Genomic DNA, 17876 nt, shown 5'->3' with positions numbered 1-17876 from the left:
CTGCCCCCGCTGCCCCCGCCGTCCCCGACCACCATCCTTTGCGCAATGCCGCTGTGTGCCTGGGCCTGTCCCTGCTGGCCGGGCCACTTGCCGTTTCCGCCACCGTGGCCGCCACGCCTGCGCCGTCCCCGCAACTGTCCGGGCTGGCCACGCTGCTGCTGGGCACGGTGCGCGGCAAGCCTACGGGCATGAACGGCGTGACCCGCCTGACCGCGGGCGATGTCGACCGTGAGCTGCGCATGGCCTGCCAGGAGCTGATGCGCGCCGGCCCGGTGGACCTGGACGACACCACCCGCTTCGACGGCTGCATGACCCGGCCGGGCAAGATCGTCGAGTTCCAGCTGAAGGTTTCGGGGGTGGATGCGGCGCGTGACGATACCCGCGAGTTCATGGCGACGGCCAAGCCTATCCTGGAGCGCGGCATCTGCCGCAACCCGGATGTGCCGGTGCTCGGCAAGCTGGGGGTCAGGCTGCGCTACCACTACGTGGCCGGGCAGAAATCGCTGGTCTTGCTCGATATCCTGCCGGACCAGTGCCTGAAGAAATGAGGCCGCCGCAAGCGCGCCGGTTCAAGATCCCGTTCCGCCCCCAAGCACCTCTTCGCAAACCGCCAGCCATGCCCGCGCCGCATGCGACAGGTAGCGTCCCGGCGACCAGATATGCGCCATGGTCCAGTCCATTGCCGGCGCGGTCAGCCGCGCCATGGCCAGTGTGTCCTGGCCCTGCAGGCGCTCAGCCAGCGGCTGCGGCAGGAAGGTAGTGCCCAGCCCCGCCGCCGCCATCGATGCCAGGAAATCCCAGTGCCCGCTGCGCGCCACCACGCGCGGCTCGATGCGTGCTTCCAGAAACGCCTGCCGCAGCATGCGCGTCAGCGAGAAGTCATCGGTCAGCATCACCAGCGGCTCATCGCGCAGAGCCGCCAGCGTGACGGTGCGCCCGCGCGCCCACGCGGCCTTGCGCGGCCCCACGGCCCAGATCGGGTAGCGGCCGAACTGGCGCGTTTCCAGCGCCAGGCCGCTGTCGCCCGGCAGCACCGTGGCGCCGACCTCCAGCTCGCCGCTTGCCACCAGCTGCTCCACCACCTGGCCGCCGTGCTCGTCCAGCGTCAGCGACAGGTTGGGATAGCGCTGCCGGAACGCGCTGACCGCCGGTGAAAAGAACAGGTTGACCATCGGCGGGATCCCCACGGTCAGCTGCCCCCGGCCCAGCGAGGACAGGTCGGACACCTCCAGCGTGAGCCGGTGCACCACGCCCAGCGCCTCCTGCCCGCGCTCGTAGACCACGCGGCCCACGTCGGTCAGCCGCACGCTCTTGCCTTCACGGATCAGCAGCGGCTGGCCGACCTCGTCCTCAAGCTGCTTGACCATCTTGCTGATGGTCGACTGGGTGACGAACAGCGAGGCCGCGGCCTGGGTAAAGCTGCGCAGCCGGGCAGTCTCGACGAAATAGCGCAGCGCGCGGATATCGATGGGCATGGTGCTGAGGGACGGCGGGCTGCCGGCAGGCCGGTTTCGCCACCCATGAACAAAGGGAATGGAAAGGCCAATATTAAATCATGAATGGAATGCGAAAGGTTTGGCTACACTTCGCTTCCACACATCGCCCCCGCCCAACCGCGCCGCCAATTGAAGCGTGGAGCGGCAGGCCGCGGCGTGCCCTCAACTCTTCTTGAAGACCCCGCTCCATGGCTAGCTGGCCAAATGCACGACAGTGGCTGTTCTCGCTGAAGGCATTCGTCGCCGCGATGCTGGCGCTCTATATCGCGCTGGCGCTGGGCCTGCCGCGGCCTTACTGGGCCATGGCGACGGTGTACTTCGTTTCCCATCCCCTGACCGGCGCCACCCGTTCCAAGGCGGCCTACCGCGTGGCCGGCACGATGCTGGGCGCCACCGCCGCGGTGGCCACGGTGCCGCAGCTGGTCAACATGCCGATCGTGCTGATGGGTGCGATCGCGCTGTGGATCACCGTGCTGGTGTACCTGTCGCTGCTGCAGCGCACGCCGCGCAGCTATGTGTACCTGCTGGCGGCCTACACCCTGCCGATCGTCGCGCTGCCGGCCGTCAGCGCGCCGGCGCAGATCTTCGATATTGCCGTGGCCCGGATCGAGGAAATCGTGATCGGCATCGTCTGCGCCGGGCTGGTGGGCTCGGTCGTCTTCCCGGCCAAGGTGGCGCCCGCGCTGCGGTCCCGCGCAGCCACCTGGCTGGCCGACGCGTCGGCCTGGGCATCGGACATACTCACCGGCAGCCCGCGCGCCGACGACAGCCGCCACCGGCTCGCTGCCGACATCCTGGCGCTGGACCAGCTGGTCAGCCAGCTGGCCTATGACACTGAGGGCAGCCACACGCTGCGCCATGCCCGCGCGCTGCGCCAGCGCATGACCATGCTGATGCCGCTGCTGTCGTCGCTGGAGAGCGTGCTGCACGCGCTGCGCGGCCATCCGGACGGCATCCCGTTGCCAGTGCGCGAGGCCATGGCGGCGGCGACCGCCTGGCTGGCGACCGATGCTGCCACGCCGCCTCCGGTCGCCGCGGGCGGCTGGCTTGCCGATAGCCGCGCGGGCGAGGTCGACTGGCAAGCCAGCCTCGCCGCCACGGCGGCGGACCAGCTGCAGCGCCTGGGCGCGTTGTACGCTGAATGCCGCGCCCTGCAGCAAGGCATAGGCGACCGCAGCGCCGGCGCGCCGCAGCTGCGCGGCAACGCGGCCCCGGAGGCTGCAGGCCATCACCACGACCACGGCATGCTGCTGTTCGGCGCCGTGTCGAGCGGCCTGGCCGTATTCTGCGCGGGGCTGCTGTGGATCTTCTCGGGCTGGGAGGGCGGCGCCGGCGCGGTCGCGGTGGCATCGATCGCCTGCTGCTTCCTTGCGGCCATCGACGAGCCGCGCCGCATGGCCGGTGCCTTCCTGCGCTGGAGCACGATCTGCCTGCTGGTGTCGTGCGGCTACCTGTTCCTGGTCGTGCCGCACGCGCACACCTTTGAAGCGCTGGCCGCGATGCTGGCGCTGCCCTATCTCGGCATTGGCCTGCTGATTGCGCGGCCCGGCTTCCAGTTGATTGCGATGCTGCTGTCGGTCAACACGGCCTCGTTCGCCAACGTGCAGGCCGTGTTCGATGCGGATTTCCTCGGCACCTTCAATACCTGCCTGGCCAGCGCCGCAGCCATGCTGTTCGCGCCGCTGTGGTCGATGGCGGTACGCCCGTTCGGCGCGCGCGCGGCGGCGCACCGGCTGGTGCGCGCCAGCTGGCAGGACCTGGCCCAGGCCGCCACGCTGCGAGCGGCCGATGGGGATGCGCGGCTGGGCGCGCGCATGCTGGACCGGCTCGGCCAGCTGGTGCCGCGGCTGGGGGCTGCCGGCGATCCCTTGTCGTCCGACGGCTTCCACGCGCTGCAAGTCGGCTACTGCGCGCTGGCGCTGCAGAAGGCGCTGCCGGCCTTGCCGCCCGCGGCACGCAAGCCGGTGCGCCGCGTGCTGGCCGCGGTGGCAAGGCATTTCCGCGCGCGGCTGCGCGCGGGCCATGCCGTGCCGGCTCCGGCGGGGCTGGCCGCCTGGGTGGCCGATGCCATCGCCGGCGTGGCCGCGTTGCCCGCAGGTGGCCGCCCTGACCACCGCGGCACGCTCGGCGCGCTGGTGGTGCTGCAGGTCACGCTGCAGCCTGGCCCTGCGGCTGCCTTGTCCCGCTGACCTCCCCAACTCTCCGCTGCCGCCGAATGCTCAGTGAAATCGACCTCTATGGCGTATTCGTGCCAGGCGTGCTGGTGCTGATGGTGCTGGCCTTCGCCGCCACTACCGCGATCCGCATGGTGCTGGCCGCGCTGGGCTGGTACCGGCATATCTGGCACCGCTCGATGTTCAACCTTTCCCTCTATGTGATCGTCCTTGGCGCCGTGGCCGCAGTCTTTGTCGCGGTGCCGGGACTGGCGTCATGACCTTCCGACTCCGCCCCCTGCTTCCCTTGCTGCCAACGCTGCTGGCAGCCATCGCCGCCCTGCTGGTGCTGCGCCACCTGTGGGACTACTACACGGCCGCGCCATGGACCCGCGACGGCCATGTGCGTGCCGACATCATCCAGGTGGCGCCCGATGTGTCCGGGCTGGTCACACGCGTACTGGCGCGCGACAACCAGCATGTGCAGCAAGGCGAAGTCCTGTTCGAGATCGACCGCGACCGCTACGCGCTGGCCCTGCAGCAGGCGCTGGCCGCGGTAGCGACGCAGCGCGCCGCGCTGGCGCAGGCGCGGCGCGAAGCCGCGCGCAACCGCAATCTCGACGGCCTGGTTGCCGCCGAAGTCGCGGAACAGGGGCGTGCCCGCGTAGAGCAAGGCGAAGCCGCGCTGGCGCTGGCCGAAGCCGCGGTGCGGCTGGCCCGGCTTGACCTGGAGCGCACCAGCGTGCGCAGCCCGGTGGCGGGCTACCTCAACGACCGGCTGCCGCGCCTGGGCGACTATGTCTCGACCGGCCGCCCGGTGCTGTCGATGGTCGATGCCGGGTCCTTCCACGTGGAAGGCTATTTCGAGGAAACCAGGCTGCACCGGATCCGCATCGGCAGCCCGGTCGACGTGCATATCATGGGCGAGCCCCGGCACCTGCGCGGGCACGTGCAGAGCATCGCAGCCGGCATCGAGGACCGCGACCGCAGCGCGGGCTCGAACCTGCTGCCCAACGTCAACCCGACCTTCAACTGGGTGCGGCTGGCACAGCGCGTGCCGGTGCGCATCGTGCTGGAGGACGTGCCCGCGGATGTGCGCCTGGTTTCCGGCCGCACCGCGACTGTGGCCGTTCGCGAAGCCAGGCGCGTCGATGACGCCGGCCGCCGCACGGGGCCCCGGTCGTGAAGCGGCGCCATCCCTGGCTGGCGTGCGCCGCGGCCTGCCTGTGCGCCTGCACCACCGTGGGCCCGGACTATCGTGTGCCGGATCATGCGGCAGTGCGCGCGGCCGCCGCCAACGGCCCGCTTCAGGGTGCCAAAGCGCCCGGCGTGGCCATCGCGCCCGTGCCCGACGACTGGTGGCGGCTCTATGACAACGCGCGGCTCGACCGGCTGGTCGAACAGGCGCTGGCCGCCAACACCGACATCCGCGCCGCCAGCGCCAACCTGCGCCGCGCGGTGGCCCTCCTGCACGAGGTGGAGTCCGAGAACCTGCCGCAGGGCGGCGCCAGCGCCAGCGTTTCGCGCGCGCAGCTGTCGGGCGAAAGCTTCCTGCAGACCACCAAGCCACCGGTATTCAACCTGGGCGACTTCGGTTTCGGCGTGTCCTACCTGATCGATTTCTTCGGCAAGCTGGCCCGCGCCGACGAGGCCGCGCTGGCCGGCGCCGAAGCCAGCGCGGCCACGCTCGACATGGTGCGCGTCACCGTGGCGGCGCAGACGGTGCGCGCCTACGTGCAGGGCTGCGCCGCCACGCATGAACTGGCCGCCGCCACGCAGCAGCTCGCGGTACAGCAACGCACGCTGGACGCCACCGGCCGCCTGGTCGACGCCGGCCGCGGCGAACCCGCCGACGTGGCGCGCGAGCGTGCCCGCACCGAAGCGCTGCACTCTGCCTTGCCAACGCTGGAAGCCGCGCGTAGCGTCGCACGCCACCGGCTGGCGCTGCTGCTGGGCAAGCCGCCTGCGGCACTGCCAGAGGCCGAGGTGGACTGCCATGCCGAACCCACGCTGCGTGTGCCGCTGCCAGTGGGTGACGGCGCAGCGCTGCTCAGGCGCCGGCCCGATATCCGCCAGGCGGAACGCGAACTGGCCGCGGCCACCGCTCGCATCGGCGTGGCCACGGCGGACCTGTATCCATCGATCAGCATCGGCGCCAGCGCCGGGCTGACCGGCGTGCTGAGCCACCTTGGCAGCGGCCCGACGGCGCGCTGGAGCGTGGGGCCGCTGCTGAGCTGGTCGCTGCCGACCAACGGCGTGCGCCATCGCATCCACAGGCATGAAGCCGCGGCCGACGCCGCCCTGGCGCGCTTTGATGGCGCGGTGCTGCGCGCATTGCAGGAAACCGAAACGGCGTTGTCGGCCTACACGCGCGAACTGGAACGGCACGACGCCCTGCACGCGGCGCGCGAACAGGCCGCAGAAGCTGCGCGGCTGCAGCGCCGCCTGCAGCAGGCGGGGCGCATCCCGTACCTGGCGCACCTGGACGCCGAGCGCACGCTGGCCGATGCGGAGGCCGCACTGGCTGCGTCCGAAGGCCATGTCGCCGCGCGCCAGGTCGACCTGTTCCTCGCGCTTGGCGGGGGCTGGCAGGCCGGCGGCAAGGTGGCCGCCATCAATGCGACTGGCAATGAAAAAAACGACTGATCTTTCGACGTTTAAATCATCACAGGAATGCATCGACCTGACTAAACTTCGTCCCGTGCCGCGCGCTTCCCACGCGACGGCACCGCCCAAAAGGCGAACCCGGACGGCGCGGGTGGCAGATCCGCCATCCCCGCGCGGCCCTTCGCGGGCCATGCCGTCCACCCACCCAAAAACAGCAGACATGCATAAAAACGCTCTCAAAGCCCTTCTTGCCACGACCCTCTCGATTGCAGCACTCGGTGCCGCCGCACTGGCCAGCCCTGCCATGGCGCAAGGCCTGAACGACCGCGGCGTCGCCGCCGACCGCAACGGCTACAACCTGCACAACGGCAAGCGCAACCCGTTTACCGACGGTGCGCACGTCAATGGCAAGCGCGACCCCTTCACCGATGGCGCGCGCGTCAACGACCGGCGCGACCCGTTCACCGACGGCGCCAACCGCGCTGCCGCCGGCATGGAAGTGGCAGGCATGGACCGCAGCGGCGTGTCGGCACCGCCGGCCCATGGCGGCTCACGCGTATCGGCTGCCGCCTGACCGGCGTCTGCCCGCGCCACGGCAGCCGCCGTGGCGTGTCGACGGGGCGCAAGGCCCCGTCTCTTTTCCCATACCTCCCTGAAGCCCCCCTCATGAAAACCATCCTGTTCGCGCTGCTCGGCCTTGGCGCCCTGGCCGCGTCTTTTCCCGCGGCCGCCGGCCCTGACTGGGCTCTGATCGAGCGCGGCCGCGCCGCTGCCAGGACCGCAGCCGAGCGCACCGCACAAGCCCGCAATGCCACGCCTTGCGCACAAGTGGAAGTCGCCGCGTCGGCGACTTCGCCGGTTACATCACGCTGAGTGCTTCTGAGATGCGCGCTCGGGTGCTAGATTGAGAAGGCGTGCCGCCGCCAGGCGCCGGCCGTGCCTGACAAGCCACCCCACCAGAAGAGCGAGGAGCCGCGCATGTCCCTTCCCCACCTTGAATCCGGACAGATCGCCAGCGTGCTGCCACTGGGCGCACGGCTGGACCAGACCGCCACCCAGGCCCTGTTCAAGGAAGGCCCGCTGGAAGTGATGCGGCTGGTGCTGAAGGCGGGCAAGCATGTGCCGCCCCATGCGGTAGATGGCCCGATGACTGTGCAATGCCTGGAGGGCGAGGTGCGTGTGCGGGTGGACGGCGCCGAGCGCCAGTTGCACCAGGGCGACCTGCTCTACCTGGGGCCGAGCGTGCGCTACGATGTGACCGCCATCTCCGATGCCTCGGTGCTGGTCACGTTGGTCCTGCCCGGCAGCCGCTGAGTATCGCGCCTTTACACCACGGCAGGCTGCCAGCGCGCGCTGGCAGCCACAAAGGCATCGATCAGCGCCGCCACCGGCGCGCGGCGCAGTGCCGATTCGCGCACCAGCACGCCCACGTCGCGATAGAGCGGCCCGCCCGGCAATGGCGCCTGCACCACGCCCGCGGACTGCTGCAACGGCACCAGTCCGGACGGGATGATGGCGCAACCCAGGCCAGCTGCCACCATCAGCAGGATCACGGCCGGCTCATCCAGCTCCATCCCTTCCCTGACCCATAGCCGCTGCCGCTTCAGGTAGCCGTCCACCAGCTGCCCGCCGGTGCTGTGGCGGTTGTAGCGAATGAACGGAAGCGTCTCCAGCAACGCGCGCAGGTCTGCAGGCGCACCGGCGGGCCCGATGCCGACAAAGCCCTCGCGCACCAGCGGCACCCACTTGAGGTCCGGCGGAAAGCCCAGCCGCGGCCGGATCAGCACGGCGATGTCCAGCTCGCGCGCATCCACCTGCGTCAGCAGCTGGGTGGACATGCCCGGCACCACGTTGACGTGCGAGTCCGGAAACCGCCCCCGGAAATGCCGCATCGCATCGGCCAGCAAGGTGGCCTGGACCGTCGACACAGCGCCCAGCTCCACCGGCGCGGCGTCGGCATGCGGGCCGGCGCGGTCCTTCATCGCGGCATAGAGCTCGACAAAGCGCCGCGCTTCCGGCACCAGCCGGCGCCCGGCTTCGCTGAGCGCGACGGACTTGCCGGTGCGATCGAAGAGTACGCAGTCCAGGTCCTCTTCCAGCCGCCGGATCTGCGTGCTGACGGCCGACTGCGTCAGCGCCAGCCGCGCCGCGGCGGCGGAGAACGAGCCGGTTTCGGCGGCCACCAGGAAGGTCTGGAAGTAGCGGATCATCTATTGAAAATTCTGATACTCAGGCCAAAAATGATTCGCTTCATATTACGGGTTGTGCTGGCTACAATCAACGCGCAGGCCAACGCCTGCCCGCATAACGACCCCGACAAAGGCTTCCCGCATGAGCGCGACTTCCTCTATTCCCCTGTTCCACCTGGCTTTCCCCGTGCGCGACCTGGCCGAGGCAAGGCGCTTCTATGGCGACTTGCTTGGTTGCCCCGAAGGGCGCAGTTCCGAGGCCTGGGTGGACTTCAATTTCTATGGCCACCAGGTGGTGGCGCACCTGTCGCCTGAGGAGTGTGGTCACCGCGCCACCAGCGCCGTCGATGGCGACGACGTGCCGGTGCGGCACTTCGGCGCGATCCTGCCGATGGCCGAATGGGAGGCCCTGGCCGAGCGGCTGCGCGCGGCGGGCACACAGTTCGTGATCGAGCCGCATGTGCGCTTCAAGGGCCAGGTGGGCGAACAGGCCACCATGTTCTTCCTGGACCCGTCGGGCAATGCGCTGGAGTTCAAGGCCTTTGGCGACCTGAGCCAGGTGTTCGCCAAATAAGGCAGCGCGCGGCCGGGCTAGGCAATGCGGCGCATGGCCTCGCGGATCGGCTCGGACTCGGTCGGGCGCACCAGCCGCGCCACTTCCTGCCCGTCGCGCAGGAACACCAGCGTCGGCCACAGCTTGATGTGAAACGACCGGCCAAGCCGGCGCCCGCTGCCGTCCTCGATCTTGAGATGGCGCAATGCCGGATGCACGGCAAAGGCCTCAGCCAGCGCCGGCTGGGCGCGCTGGCAGTAGCCGCACCACGGCGCGCCGAATTCCAGCACGGTGGCGCCCGGCAGCGCATCCACTTCCGTGCGGGTCGGCTCGGTGGCCGCGTATTGCTGGGTCATGGGCATGGATCTGATCCTTTCGCGATAGCTGGCTGATGGTATCCGCATGCCTGCCAGATTCGTTCCAGCGGCGACTTCGGGCAGGCACCGCGCAAAGAGGATGCCCCAGACTGGCCCGGCTGTGTAATTTCTAGGCCGCCGTGGCGATTTCCCACCATGCCGGCAGCAGTTCGCGCACCTCGGCCGCGGCAAAGCGGTCGTCGATCAGGTAGACCACGCCCTGGTCCTGCTGCGTGCGGATGACCCGGCCTGCCGCCTGCACCACCTTGCGCAGCCCGGGATACAGGTAGGCATAGGCATAGCCCTGCCCGAACGCCTGCTGCATGCGCGCACGGAACTGCTCGTTGACCGAGTTGAACTGGGGCAGCCCCAGGGTGGCAACGAAGGCGCCGATCAGGCGCTCGCCGGGCAGGTCAACGCCTTCGGCAAAGGCGCCGCCGAGCACCGCAAAGCCGATGCCCTCGCCGCCTTCCGCAAACGTACCCAGGAACGCCGCCTGCGCGGCTTCGTCCATGCCCCGCGACTGCACCCAATGCGGAATGTCGGGGTGAGACTGGGCGAAGCGGGCCACGGCTTGCTGCAAGTACTCGTGGCTGCTGAAGAACGCCAGGTAGTTGCCGCGCCGTGCGCGGAACTGGCCGGCCATCAGCGCGACGATGGCCGGCAGCGATTGTTCGCGCCGCGCATAGCGGGTGGAGATGCGCGCTGCAATCCGCACCGACAGTTGCTCGGCGCGGAACGGCGATGGCACTTGCACCCGCGCGCAATCGGCCGGCAAACCCAGCGTATCGAGGTAGTAGGCGGCGGGATCGAGGGTCGCGGAGAACAGCGTGACCGAATGCGCGGCGCCAAAGCGCGGGCGCAGGAACGGGGCCGGGATGACATTGCGCAGGCACAGCCGCGCACGGTGGCCGCGGCCGCTGCGCGGCACGCGCTGGATATCGAACAGCGAATGCGCGTCGAGCTGCTCGGCCAGGCGTCCAAAATGCAGCGCATCGAAATAGAAGCGCTGCAGCGCCGGATCCTGCGCGCCTGGGTGCTCGGTCATATGCGTCAATGCCGCCGCGCAGCATTCGTCCAGCGCGCGGCGGAAGGCGGCGGGCACTTCGGGCAGGACTTCATAGGCATCGTCGCTCTGGCGTGCCAGCGCACCCCATTGCCGGGCCAGCCGTGTCAATGGCTTGCGTACGACGGCGGGCGCACCGCGGCGCACCTCGCGCAGCGATTGGGGGTCGAGTTCCGCGGTGTACATGGCGCGGCCGCGTTCGACCAGGTTGTGGGCCTCGTCGACCAGCACGCTGGCGCGCCAGCCATTGGCCGCGGTCAGCGCATACAGCAACGCGCTGCGGTCGAAGTAGTAGTTGTAGTCGGCCACCACCACGTCGCTCCATCGCACCAGCTCCTGCGACAGGTAGTAAGGGCAGATCCCGTGTGCCAGCGCCAGCGTGCGCACCGCGGCGCGGTCGCGCACCGGCACGCCGCGCGCCGCTTCGCGTGCTGCCGGCAGACGGTCATAGAAGCCGCGCGCCAGCGGGCAGGACTCGCCGTGGCAGGCCAGCTCCGGATGCTCGCAAGCCTTGTCGCGGGCCACCAGCTCCAGCACATGCAGCGGCCGCGCGCCGTGGCCGCGCAACGCATTGGCGGCGTGCAGCGCCACCCCGCGCCCGGTGGAGCGGGCCGACAGGAAGTAGACCTTGTCGATGCCCTGCCCCGGCATGGCCTTGAGCACCGGGAACAATGTGCCGACCGACTTGCCGATGCCGGTGGGCGCCTGCGCCAGCAGGTGGCGGCCCGCGCGGTTGGCGTTATAGACCGCCTGCGCCAGTTCGCGCTGGCCCGGGCGGAAACCCTGGTGCGGAAAGGCCAGCTGCGCCAGCGCGCCATCGCGTGCCTGCCGGTGGGCCAGTTCCGCCTGCGCCCAGTGCAGGAACTGCTCGCAGGTCTGCACGAAGAAGGCTTCAAGCGCCTGCGCAGTGAAGTGCTCCGCAACCGGGTGCTCGCGCTGGCTGATGATGTCGAAATAGACCACCGCGATCTCCAGCCCCGGCAGCCCCAGCTTGCGGCATAACAGGCAGCCGTAGACCTTGGCCTGCGCCCAGTGCAGGTGGCGGTGGTTGTCCGGCACCGCGGCATCGCCGCGCACGGTTTTGATTTCTTCGAGCCGGTTGGCGACGGGATCGTAGCCGTCGGCACGGCCGCGCACACGCAAGGGCCCGAAATCGGCGGCAAGCGCCCCTTCGGCCTGGTAGGCCTCCCCGCGCCGGCTGGTTACTACCGCATGCCCGGCCACGCCCTCCTGCGCCGATGGCGTCGGCACGAAGCGCAGGTCCAGGTCGCCCGCCTTGGCGGTGAATTCGCACAGCGCGCGCACGGCCACCACGTAGGCCGGTGCGGCTGCCATGGCAGGCGGGGCTGGAATGGGTGGCGGGACGGCGGACACAGGAAACGGGGCGCGGCAGCAACTGTATGAATATACAGTATCACGCAAGAGCCTTATCGCATGACTGCAACTCCGGCATAAGGAAAGAGCAAAACGTTATTTCCATGTGCCCCACCCGCCGCTCTATATTGTCCGGCTTACAAGACAACAACCGCCTGCCGACGCGCCGGCGGACCACGACCGGAGCACAACCTTGACCCGCGGCATCACCCTTGGCGACACCCTCTCCTGGCCCGCGCGCTACCTGCCGCGCAAGACCGCGCTGGTCAGCGGCATCGGTGCCGGGCGACGCGCGTGGACGTATGCGGAGCTCGATGCCGAGGTCAACCGCCACGCGCACGCACTGCAGTCGCTGGGGATCGGCAAGGGCGACGTGGTCGCGGCCTTCCTCTACAACACTCCGGCCTTCGTCTTCACGCTGCTGGCCACGGCGCGCATCGGCGCGGTCTACAACCCGGTCAACTACCGCCTGGCTGCGCAGGAACTGGCCTACATCCTGAACGATGGCGGCGCCAAGGCAGTGCTGTTCGAGCAGGAAGGCGCGGGCGTGGTGGAAAAGGCCGCCGAACTGGCGCCCGGCACCGCGCTGCGCATCTACGCAGACCCCGATGCCGCCCCCGCTTTCGCCACGCATCGGCTCGATACGCTGGCCGCGGCCCAGCCCGCCACGCCGCCCGCGGTGACGGTCCATGAGGACGATCCCTGCATCCTGATGTACACCAGCGGCACCACCGGCCGCCCCAAGGGCGTGGTGCACACCCATCGCAGCAAGCTGCAGCACAACGCGATGATGCACCAGGCCATGACGCTGTCGCGCGAGGACGTGGGCCTGTCGGTGGCGCCGCTGAACCATACCGCCGAGCTGCACACCAGCTTCCTGCCGCGGCTGCAGCTTGGCGCCACGCAGGTGCTGCAGCGCCGCTTCGACGCGGGCGAGGCCTGGCAACTGGTGGAAAGCGAGCGCGTCACGCACTTCTTTGCCGCGCCGACCATGGTGGGCATGCTGCTGAACCATCCGGATGCCGACGCACGCGACGTGTCTTCACTGCGGCTGGTGGAATACGGCGGCGCGTCGATGGCGCCGCACCTGATCCGCGAATGGGACCGCAAGGTCGGCGCCGGGCTGGTGCAGGTGTACGGCACCACGGAAATGGGCCCGTGCATGTCGGTGCTTTACCCGCATGAGCAGCTGAGCCACGCCGGCTCGGCAGGCCTGCCCGCGCTCGGCCATGAGCTGGTGGTGGCCAGGCTGCGCGACGACGGCGAGCCGACCGACCCCATGCAGCCGTGCGTGCCCGGTGAAGTCGGCGAAGTGCTGGTGCGTGGCCCCTGCATGATGCAGGGCTACCTGAACCGCCCGGATGCCAATGCGCGCGCGCTCGCGCACGGCTGGTACCACACCGGCGACCTCGGCAGCCTGGATGCGGACGGCTACCTGTGGATCCGCGATCGCATCGACTACATGATCAATTCCGGCGCGGAGAACGTCTATCCGCGCGAGGTGGAAGACGCGCTGATCGAGCACCCGGCCGTGCTGGAGGTAGCCGTGCTGGGCGAACCCGATCCGACCTGGGGCCAGGTCGTCGGCGCCTATGTGGTGACGCGCGGCGACGGACCGGTCAGCGCGGCGCAGCTCGACGCCTTCCTGTTGCAGGGTGACCGGCTGGCAGCCTACAAGCGCCCGCGCCGCTATCACTTCGTGGACGCTTTGCCCAAGACCACCAGCGGCAAGATCCAGAAGCACATGCTGCGCGCGGGCGCCACGGCCTGAGCCTCAGACCAGGCGCGCGTCGTACTGCCAGCGGCGGACCTTGACGTAGGCCAGCCGCGCGGCGTCGGGGTGCGCCGGGTTGACCAGCACGTTGTGCTCTTCAGGGATGACGATGGAAGGCACCAGCAGCAAGGCGCTGGTGCCCCCGGCGGTCCAGGCTTCGCCGGTGTCGAGGCTGGTCTTTCCGGCGGGAATGGCATCCCAGCCTACGGGGGCGGTGTCGACGCTCAGTTTCTGCGCAGCCGCCCATAGCTCGTCGGGGATGTCGATCCGGACCAGGTAGCGGTTCAGCGGCAGCCCGCCTGAACCCAGGTGGACCAGCGTTTCCAGGCAAGCCAGCGCGATGCTGGACGCCGCATAAATCAAGGGCGTGCCCTGCCGGTTCCAGCGCCCGCCGGTGGCCTTGGCGCCGGCGCCGCTGGCGTCGTCCGCGGTGTAGTCTGGGGTGTCGGTCGCGATCCGCCAGGCTGGCCTCACGCGTACGCCCCGCTCTGCATCCTGGCCACCAGGTCGGAAACGATACGCTGGCCGGCGAGCGTATCCATCAGCTCAGCGGGGCGGCGCCCGCCCAGCGCCGGCGAAGGCTGCTCCAGCCACTGCGCCACCCACTGCGCCGCGCTGAAACCGCGCGGATCGCCCGAGCTTTCCACCAGCGCCTGGACCTGCCCGACCAGCCGCGCCATGCCCAGCACACGCTCGCTCTGCTCGCTCGACAGGTTCTGGTGCGCCCGTGCCTTGCGGTCCACGGTGGCGCGCGGCAAGTCCAGTGTCTTGATCAGCTGCTCCTTGGTGGTGCCCATGGATTCGGCCAGGCGGGTCAGGTCTGAAGCCGGCACGCCTTCACGAATCGCGCGGATTACCGACATGGCGCCTTGCGTCGACAGGCTCGCCTCATAGACGGCGACGTAGTTGTTGACGCTCAGCTCGGGCGGAGCCGGGCGTTCATGAGCCAGCGGATAGCGGCCTTTGGGAGTGAGCGTGAGCGGCATGGCAGACCTCATCAAATGAGCATTTAGTATAGCTCATTTGACAAAATCCACCTGGGCACCCGCCATGTATCCCTGAGTTGCCGCTGCGGCAGGTGCACTATACGCCTCGCGTACGCCGCCGATTGCCCTTGCCGGCGGCCAGCGCAGCGCGGGCCGGCCGTGTGCGGCGGACTGCCGGGCTGCCGGGGCCGGCGGTGGCCGTGGTTGCGGCATCCGCCTGGTTGCGATACTCGGCCAGCAGGCTTTCCCGCTGCCGCACACGTTCTTCCAGCACGGCGAGCGCCTGGCCAAGGCGGGTCATCTCGCTGCCCTGGCGCGACGCGGCCTCGGCAGCACGCGTCAGCCGCTCAACGGCCGCCTTGCGCTCGGCTTCCAGCAGCTTCTGGCCCTCCCTGGCCGCCACGCGCGCGGCGTCCAGCTCCAGCGCCATGCGGCGCTCATTGGCGGCGGCGCGCTGGGTCACGGTTTCCCGCTCCTGGTCCCACGCCGCCCGCTGCGCGGCGAAATCCTGCTGCATGGCGTTGTGTGCCAACAGCGCCGCGGCCGACTCTGCGCGCATTGTCTCCGCCTGTTGCTGCAGGGCGGTGGCTGCGGCTTCAGCGCGCACGGCACGCTCCGTAGCGTCGTCGCGGGCCCGTGTCAGTTCCGCCATGGCCGTCTCGGCCCCTTCCAGGCGAGCCTGCATGACCTGGCGTTCCTGCGCCAGCGCTTGGCGCTCCTGCTCCAGTGCCGCCCGGGCCTCGGCCAGTGCCGCCTCACGCTGCACCAGCGCGGCCTCGGCCGAAGCCTTGGCTACCTGCAGCGCAGCATCCCACAGATAGCGCGCTGCCTCCGTGACTGGCTCCGGGCATCCGGGTGCGGGCGCAAAGCCCTGTGGATCCTGGATACGTCCACCCAATGCCGCAAACCAGGCATCCAGGTGCGGGCTGACCGTATTGGGCGAGCCCCGCCCCAAGTGCAGGCGGATGCGTTCGATGGTGGGCCGCTGGCCGGCCTTGAGCAGGCTGTCGGCGGCGTGCCAGACGTCGTCCCGGGTAATGCCACGGCTGCGGAGGGTTTCCATGATGGGATCCGGCAAAAAGTCTGTGAGAGGACAAATAAGGTTCGATAATGGAGACTTATCGGCTTTTATCTGTCCTATTCATATGATATATTACAGCATACATCATATTTAATATGATAAAAATCCGAGAAGCCCACGAAGCCTACTTTCCACCGATTGCATCCGATGTCGAACTACCGGCGCCGCTTCGCCCGTCCGAACTGGATCCCCTTGCCGAGCAAGCGGCCAATGCCTTGCGCCGCGAAGGCGAATCCCAAAACACGGTGGCAAGCTACCGGTCCGCACTGCGCTACTGGTCTGCCTGGTATGCCCTGCGCTACCGGCAACCTGTGCAGCTCCCGCTCGCGCCTGCCGTCGTCATCCAGTTCATCGTCGACCACGCCACGCGACAGACGCCGCAAGGTCCTGTCTGCGAGATGCCCGCGGCCATCGACCAGGCGCTGGTCGCTGACGGATACAAGGCACGACCCGGCCCGCCCGCGCTGTCCACGCTGACGCACCGGCTGGCGGTACTGGCCAAGGCCCATCGCCTGCAGGCCTTGCCCAACCCTTGCGCCGAAGCTGCGGTGCGCGAACTGATGGCCGGCATCCGGCGCGCCTATGCGCGCCGCGGACAGCGCCAGGCGCGCAAGGCGGCGCTGACCCGCGATCCGCTGCTGCGCCTGCTCGATACCTGTGATGACTCGCTGCGCGGCCTGCGCGACCGCGCGCTGCTGCTGTTTGCATGGGCCAGTGGCGGGCGCCGCCGCTCTGAAGTCGCGCGCGCGACCCTCGGCCACCTCACCCGGCTTGGCCCCGGTGATTTCGTCTATGCACTGGGCTGGTCCAAGACCAACCAGTCAGGCAACGAGCGCGCCGATACCGCCAAGCCCGTCACCGGTGCCGCCGGCCAGGCGCTGGAGGCATGGCTTGCTGCCGCCGGCATCAACAGCGGGCCGCTGTTTCGCCGCATCCGCCGCGGCGGGCATGTGGGAGAAGGTTTGTCCGATGCGGCGGTCAGCCGCATCGTCAAGACGCGCTGCGCATTGGCGGGACTGGAGGGCGACTACTCAGCGCATTCACTGCGCTCGGGCTTCGTTACCGAGGCTGCTGCGCAACAGGTGCCGCTGGCCGAGACCATGGCCATGACCGGCCACGCAAGCGTGTCGACGGTTGTACGTTACTTCCGCGCCGCGGACGCGCGGCGCTCGCGTGCTGCCGACCTGCTGGCGCAAGCGTCGCAATCCGCCGAAGGCGACTGAGGGCGGCTTGCAACTGGCGCCAATCATGCCGCGCAGCCGGCGCAAATACGGGTATTTCGCTAGCTGGCAGCGCTGGCTCGGGCTGCGGGGCGTGCCTATACTGGCAGCGCGCCGCACAGTGCCAGGCATGGCCGGCCGCGCCCGGAGAATCCAGCAGGCAATCGCCACTGGCACGATGTGCAGCGGCGACCCATGGGATGCAATTGCGCACCGCCTGCCTGGACCGGAACAAGTAGAAACGCGGAGATGGGGATGCCCAACGAACAATTCCTCGCCACCCAGGAAACCCGGCGCTCGGGGCTGAAAGCCCTGCGGGCTGCCTTGCTGCAGGTTCACAAGGAAGTCATCGGCTATGACAGAACCCAGTATGAGCGCCTGAACGGCCCGATTCCTGCAGGCCTGTTTGTGCAACTGGTGACTGAAGACAACTACTTCCGCTGGCTTGACCCGCTGTCGCGCCTGATCATCGAGATCGACGAAGAGCTGGAGGCCAAGGAACACCACGACGAAACCTGCCGTGCAGTCGGACGCGCAGCGGAAAGACTGTTCAGCGACGGTTCTGACCCGGCCTTTCGCAAGCGTTACCAGGAAGCCCTGCAGGACGAGTCCGGCGTCATCGTGGCGCACGGACGGCTGATGTCGGTGATCGGGCAGCTGCGCCAGTTGCCATAGCACGCCGGATCGCGCGGGGCGCGTTGCGCGCGCCGCGGCATAGCCTGTCCGCCTACTTCGCCGGTTTCGGTTCCGGCGTGGGTTTGCGCGGCGCATGGGTATCGACTGCCACCGGGTCGCTCGCCGGGAATGTCTCTTTCAGCCCCTCGTCCAGTTCGCGCTCGATCAGTTCATCCTTGCGCTGTTGTTCACGGGAGGCTGGCGTCTGGTGCTTCTGCGTTGCGGGCTTGGTCATGGCGATGGGGCTCCGTTGGCATCCATGAGCCGATGGTAATCCCGTGCAGGCCGCATTGCCATCACGGCGACGCAGGCTCATCGCCCCCTGCCGCCGCGCCCGCCCCCATGC

At 69.2% G+C, this 17876-nt stretch carries 20 protein-coding genes; 12 read left to right on the top strand and 8 right to left on the bottom strand.

Annotated elements, in window-relative coordinates; translation table 11 throughout:
- Nucleotides 1-548, top strand: a 548-nt coding sequence (locus tag AC3WQZ_RS33525; RefSeq protein ID WP_492301996.1) for a hypothetical protein, incomplete at its 5' end; no start/stop codon positions are given.
- A gap of 21 nt (nucleotides 549-569) precedes the next feature.
- On the opposite strand, the gene AC3WQZ_RS33520 is transcribed toward AC3WQZ_RS33525, so the two are convergent.
- Nucleotides 570-1475: a LysR family transcriptional regulator gene (locus AC3WQZ_RS33520; RefSeq protein ID WP_010809379.1), complete on the bottom strand. Its 906-nt coding sequence runs from the start codon at nucleotides 1473-1475 to the stop codon at nucleotides 570-572.
- Nucleotides 1476-1684: 209 nt separating this feature from the next.
- Here AC3WQZ_RS33520 and AC3WQZ_RS33515 point away from each other — a divergent pair, with 209 nt between their 5' ends.
- From AC3WQZ_RS33515 to AC3WQZ_RS33485, 7 genes are all read left to right on the top strand, one after another.
- Nucleotides 1685-3685 carry an FUSC family protein gene (locus tag AC3WQZ_RS33515; protein ID WP_492301994.1) on the top strand — a complete coding sequence of 667 codons (2001 nt, stop codon included), beginning with the start codon at nucleotides 1685-1687 and terminating at the stop codon, nucleotides 3683-3685.
- Nucleotides 3686-3711: 26 nt separating this feature from the next.
- The gene (locus AC3WQZ_RS33510; RefSeq protein ID WP_492301993.1) at nucleotides 3712-3930 is read left to right on the top strand and encodes a DUF1656 domain-containing protein; all 219 of its coding nucleotides are present in this window, start codon (nucleotides 3712-3714) and stop codon (nucleotides 3928-3930) included.
- On the top strand, nucleotides 3927-4835 hold the full coding sequence (locus AC3WQZ_RS33505; protein WP_492301992.1) for an efflux RND transporter periplasmic adaptor subunit: 909 nt from the start codon (nucleotides 3927-3929) through the stop codon (nucleotides 4833-4835). The genes AC3WQZ_RS33510 and AC3WQZ_RS33505 overlap by 4 nt, the downstream gene beginning before the upstream one ends.
- Entirely contained in the window at nucleotides 4832-6295 is a 1464-nt protein-coding gene (locus tag AC3WQZ_RS33500; protein ID WP_492301991.1) for an efflux transporter outer membrane subunit, read from the top strand. Before AC3WQZ_RS33505 ends, AC3WQZ_RS33500 begins: the two co-directional genes overlap by 4 nt.
- Nucleotides 6296-6476: 181 nt before the next feature.
- On the top strand, nucleotides 6477-6830 hold the full coding sequence (locus AC3WQZ_RS33495; protein ID WP_037025442.1) for a hypothetical protein: 354 nt from the start codon (nucleotides 6477-6479) through the stop codon (nucleotides 6828-6830).
- 92 nt (nucleotides 6831-6922) lie between these two features.
- A complete protein-coding gene (locus AC3WQZ_RS33490; protein WP_010809385.1) occupies nucleotides 6923-7129 on the top strand; it encodes a hypothetical protein in 207 nt (68 codons plus the stop codon).
- A gap of 105 nt (nucleotides 7130-7234) precedes the next feature.
- Nucleotides 7235-7570, top strand: coding sequence for a cupin domain-containing protein (locus AC3WQZ_RS33485; RefSeq protein WP_010809386.1), 336 nt, complete (start codon nucleotides 7235-7237; stop codon nucleotides 7568-7570).
- Nucleotides 7571-7581: 11 nt separating this feature from the next.
- On the opposite strand, the gene AC3WQZ_RS33480 is transcribed toward AC3WQZ_RS33485, so the two are convergent.
- Entirely contained in the window at nucleotides 7582-8466 is an 885-nt protein-coding gene (locus AC3WQZ_RS33480; protein WP_010809387.1) for a LysR family transcriptional regulator, read from the bottom strand.
- Nucleotides 8467-8587: 121 nt separating this feature from the next.
- Between AC3WQZ_RS33480 and AC3WQZ_RS33475 the strand changes: the two genes are divergently transcribed.
- On the top strand, nucleotides 8588-9019 hold the full coding sequence (locus tag AC3WQZ_RS33475; RefSeq protein WP_010809388.1) for a VOC family protein: 432 nt from the start codon (nucleotides 8588-8590) through the stop codon (nucleotides 9017-9019).
- A gap of 17 nt (nucleotides 9020-9036) precedes the next feature.
- On the opposite strand, the gene AC3WQZ_RS33470 is transcribed toward AC3WQZ_RS33475, so the two are convergent.
- Both AC3WQZ_RS33470 and AC3WQZ_RS33465 read right to left on the bottom strand, forming a co-directional pair.
- Entirely contained in the window at nucleotides 9037-9360 is a 324-nt protein-coding gene (locus AC3WQZ_RS33470) for a thioredoxin family protein (RefSeq protein WP_010809389.1), read from the bottom strand.
- Nucleotides 9361-9484: 124 nt separating this feature from the next.
- Nucleotides 9485-11755, bottom strand: coding sequence for an ATP-dependent DNA helicase (locus AC3WQZ_RS33465; RefSeq protein ID WP_058697097.1), 2271 nt, complete (start codon nucleotides 11753-11755; stop codon nucleotides 9485-9487).
- A 232-nt stretch (nucleotides 11756-11987) separates the two neighbouring features.
- Between AC3WQZ_RS33465 and AC3WQZ_RS33460 the strand changes: the two genes are divergently transcribed.
- On the top strand, nucleotides 11988-13565 hold the full coding sequence (locus AC3WQZ_RS33460) for a fatty acid--CoA ligase (RefSeq protein WP_011617111.1): 1578 nt from the start codon (nucleotides 11988-11990) through the stop codon (nucleotides 13563-13565).
- Between the two features lie 3 nt (nucleotides 13566-13568).
- Here the strand turns inward: AC3WQZ_RS33460 and AC3WQZ_RS33455 are convergent, their stop codons facing one another.
- The 3 genes from AC3WQZ_RS33455 to AC3WQZ_RS33445 all read right to left on the bottom strand — a co-directional run bounded on the left by AC3WQZ_RS33455 (nucleotide 13569) and on the right by AC3WQZ_RS33445 (nucleotide 15617).
- On the bottom strand, nucleotides 13569-14042 hold the full coding sequence (locus AC3WQZ_RS33455; RefSeq protein ID WP_011617110.1) for an RES family NAD+ phosphorylase: 474 nt from the start codon (nucleotides 14040-14042) through the stop codon (nucleotides 13569-13571).
- Nucleotides 14039-14554 carry an Xre family toxin-antitoxin system antitoxin gene (locus tag AC3WQZ_RS33450; protein WP_010809393.1) on the bottom strand — a complete coding sequence of 172 codons (516 nt, stop codon included), beginning with the start codon at nucleotides 14552-14554 and terminating at the stop codon, nucleotides 14039-14041. Before AC3WQZ_RS33450 ends, AC3WQZ_RS33455 begins: the two co-directional genes overlap by 4 nt.
- 97 nt (nucleotides 14555-14651) lie before the next feature.
- Entirely contained in the window at nucleotides 14652-15617 is a 966-nt protein-coding gene (locus AC3WQZ_RS33445) for a DNA-binding protein (RefSeq protein ID WP_492301989.1), read from the bottom strand.
- 113 nt (nucleotides 15618-15730) lie between these two features.
- On the opposite strand from AC3WQZ_RS33445, the gene AC3WQZ_RS33440 reads away from it, so the two are divergent.
- Nucleotides 15731-16858 carry a site-specific integrase gene (locus AC3WQZ_RS33440; RefSeq protein ID WP_041688081.1) on the top strand — a complete coding sequence of 376 codons (1128 nt, stop codon included), beginning with the start codon at nucleotides 15731-15733 and terminating at the stop codon, nucleotides 16856-16858.
- Nucleotides 16859-17104: 246 nt separating this feature from the next.
- Nucleotides 17105-17530 (top strand): hypothetical protein, encoded by a 426-nt coding sequence (locus tag AC3WQZ_RS33435; protein WP_035823937.1) that lies wholly within the window; start codon nucleotides 17105-17107, stop codon nucleotides 17528-17530.
- Nucleotides 17531-17582: 52 nt separating this feature from the next.
- On the opposite strand, the gene AC3WQZ_RS33430 is transcribed toward AC3WQZ_RS33435, so the two are convergent.
- On the bottom strand, nucleotides 17583-17765 hold the full coding sequence (locus AC3WQZ_RS33430) for a hypothetical protein (protein WP_010809397.1): 183 nt from the start codon (nucleotides 17763-17765) through the stop codon (nucleotides 17583-17585).
- Nucleotides 17766-17876: the final 111 nt, after the last annotated feature.

The sequence above is a fragment of the Cupriavidus sp. FW305-26 genome, assembly GCF_058787975.1.
Note: the sequence above shows the minus strand (reverse complement) of the source record. Positions and strands in the feature narration are given on the sequence as shown.

Excerpts from the sequence above, each read along its gene's own strand:
- AC3WQZ_RS33520 (WP_010809379.1), bottom strand. The coding sequence starts at position 1,475 with ATGCCCATCGATATCCGCGCGCTGCGCTATTTCGTCGAGACTGCCCGG.
- AC3WQZ_RS33515 (WP_492301994.1), top strand. The coding sequence starts at position 1,685 with ATGGCTAGCTGGCCAAATGCACGACAGTGGCTGTTCTCGCTGAAGGCA.
- AC3WQZ_RS33510 (WP_492301993.1), top strand. The coding sequence starts at position 3,712 with ATGCTCAGTGAAATCGACCTCTATGGCGTATTCGTGCCAGGCGTGCTG.
- AC3WQZ_RS33505 (WP_492301992.1), top strand. The coding sequence starts at position 3,927 with ATGACCTTCCGACTCCGCCCCCTGCTTCCCTTGCTGCCAACGCTGCTG.
- AC3WQZ_RS33495 (WP_037025442.1), top strand. The coding sequence starts at position 6,477 with ATGCATAAAAACGCTCTCAAAGCCCTTCTTGCCACGACCCTCTCGATT.
- AC3WQZ_RS33490 (WP_010809385.1), top strand. The coding sequence starts at position 6,923 with ATGAAAACCATCCTGTTCGCGCTGCTCGGCCTTGGCGCCCTGGCCGCG.
- AC3WQZ_RS33485 (WP_010809386.1), top strand. The coding sequence starts at position 7,235 with ATGTCCCTTCCCCACCTTGAATCCGGACAGATCGCCAGCGTGCTGCCA.
- AC3WQZ_RS33480 (WP_010809387.1), bottom strand. The coding sequence starts at position 8,466 with ATGATCCGCTACTTCCAGACCTTCCTGGTGGCCGCCGAAACCGGCTCG.
- AC3WQZ_RS33475 (WP_010809388.1), top strand. The coding sequence starts at position 8,588 with ATGAGCGCGACTTCCTCTATTCCCCTGTTCCACCTGGCTTTCCCCGTG.
- AC3WQZ_RS33470 (WP_010809389.1), bottom strand. The coding sequence starts at position 9,360 with ATGCCCATGACCCAGCAATACGCGGCCACCGAGCCGACCCGCACGGAA.
- AC3WQZ_RS33465 (WP_058697097.1), bottom strand. The coding sequence starts at position 11,755 with ATGGCAGCCGCACCGGCCTACGTGGTGGCCGTGCGCGCGCTGTGCGAA.
- AC3WQZ_RS33450 (WP_010809393.1), bottom strand. The coding sequence starts at position 14,554 with ATGCCGCTCACGCTCACTCCCAAAGGCCGCTATCCGCTGGCTCATGAA.
- AC3WQZ_RS33445 (WP_492301989.1), bottom strand. The coding sequence starts at position 15,617 with ATGGAAACCCTCCGCAGCCGTGGCATTACCCGGGACGACGTCTGGCAC.
- AC3WQZ_RS33440 (WP_041688081.1), top strand. The coding sequence starts at position 15,731 with ATGATAAAAATCCGAGAAGCCCACGAAGCCTACTTTCCACCGATTGCA.
- AC3WQZ_RS33435 (WP_035823937.1), top strand. The coding sequence starts at position 17,105 with ATGGGGATGCCCAACGAACAATTCCTCGCCACCCAGGAAACCCGGCGC.
- AC3WQZ_RS33430 (WP_010809397.1), bottom strand. The coding sequence starts at position 17,765 with ATGACCAAGCCCGCAACGCAGAAGCACCAGACGCCAGCCTCCCGTGAA.